This is a genomic window from Nocardia sp. alder85J, assembly GCF_020176955.2.
Lineage (GTDB): Bacteria > Actinomycetota > Actinomycetes > Mycobacteriales > Mycobacteriaceae > Nocardia.
This window is the reverse complement of record NZ_JAIUCZ020000032.1, coordinates 1-1,419: the sequence shown is the minus strand read 5'-3', so window position 1 is coordinate 1,419 and position 1,419 is coordinate 1. Positions and strand designations below refer to the sequence as shown.

At 56.0% G+C, this 1,419-nt stretch carries 2 protein-coding genes; both read right to left on the bottom strand.

What is annotated here, in order from left to right:
- Positions 1–211 precede the first annotated feature (211 nt).
- Positions 212–1,075 carry a hypothetical protein gene (locus tag LBW94_RS44125; protein ID WP_225062803.1) on the bottom strand — a complete coding sequence of 288 codons (864 nt, stop codon included), beginning with the start codon at positions 1,073–1,075 and terminating at the stop codon, positions 212–214.
- Positions 1,015–1,419, bottom strand: a 405-nt coding sequence (locus LBW94_RS44120) for a helix-turn-helix transcriptional regulator (RefSeq protein ID WP_225062802.1), incomplete at its 5' end; no start/stop codon positions are given. The genes LBW94_RS44120 and LBW94_RS44125, both read right to left, overlap by 61 nt.

Sequence of the window (1,419 nt, the reverse complement as noted above, 5' to 3'; positions counted from 1 at the left end):
GCTGGAGTACTAGGTCAGTTGTGCGACCGCCTAGACCTTCCTCGAGAATGGAATATTCGCTACCTAAACACTCTTGCAAACGACCAGTCCAGCGTACATCGGCGGGCCATCGGCCCCGCCCTTCCGAACGTTGACCGAAGGTGTTGGAGTCGCCGTAGCACAAGACGGTGAAAGCGTTAGGGTTAACAATCAATGTTCGGATTCCTACAGGTCAGATGGGCACACCAATGTGTTCGGCAACGCTGGCAAGTCCATCCAAGCGTTGTTTGCCTCGTCGGGTCAGTAGCTCGTTGGTCAGCGCGTGGGCCAAGGGTACGTGACCGATGAACTCTGGTGCCAGCGAGCACGCCTGGCGAAGTGTACTCACCGCTTCAGTATTTTCCTGATTATGAACCTGAGCATGTGCATAGTTAATCAGCCTGCGGCTGCGCAATACCGGCGGAACCCCGTTTCCGCCGTCGCTGCCGACGGCAAGTTTAATAGCTTCGCGTGGCTGATCCGCTGCCATCTCGTTTACAACACCGAAGCTAGCGGCAGATGTACGGCCAAAAACATTGGACGCCTCGGGCCTCGTTGCATAGTCATAATCTAACTGCCTCTCGGCCGATTCGCATAAGCGCAAATACTGCCGCGCTTGCCGGTAGTCTCCCGTTCGCGAGGCCGCGAATGCGGCGTAACACAGAAGTTCTCCCCAAATAGCGACGTGACGCGGTGTAGCGGTAGACAATCGTGGTTCGATTTCTGTGGCGGCGCGTTCGGCATAAGCTGCCGAATCGTCGTACATACCATTCTTTGCCAATAGCCACGAATAGGACCCTTTGATTGCCGCTCGTGTCAGTTCATCTCCGCTTTCTGCTGCAAGTGTGTCGGCACGAATGAGCGCCAGAGCTGCCAAGTCTTCCTGCGCCACATAACCCAATAGATTCGATGAGGCATGCAGTAATTGAGCAAGCGAAATATTCACCCGACGCCGTGGCTCACCTATCGCAGCCTCGGCGGCGTTATATGCGCTTGCTAAGACGGCAGGAAGCAAACTTTCCATTTCGCCGAACCGGGCGGAAAAAACAAATTCCATGTGCGCGCTACCGCAGTCGTAAGCTCTATCGGTGTGCCTGGCGGTGTATCTGGTATTCCCCCCATGAGCACCCGGCGCAAATTGAACATACCGCCATCGGGTGAACTGCTAATTGAGCTATCAAAAGTTAGATTTCCGCTTGGGTGGGCTGCCGCTGTAAGCGGCTGTGGTGGCGAGTGGGTAACCGCGCCAAGGGAGCTTTTGGCGAGTAGGTCGGCAAGCTGTTCGGGTGTAACTTTCAGTGCTGCTGCAAGTTTCGGCCACAGCCACGCTTGGGGCTGGCTCTTGCCTGCCTCCCAGCGAACTACCGTGGAGCGCTCCACTTTGAGACGGGCGGCTAAAGA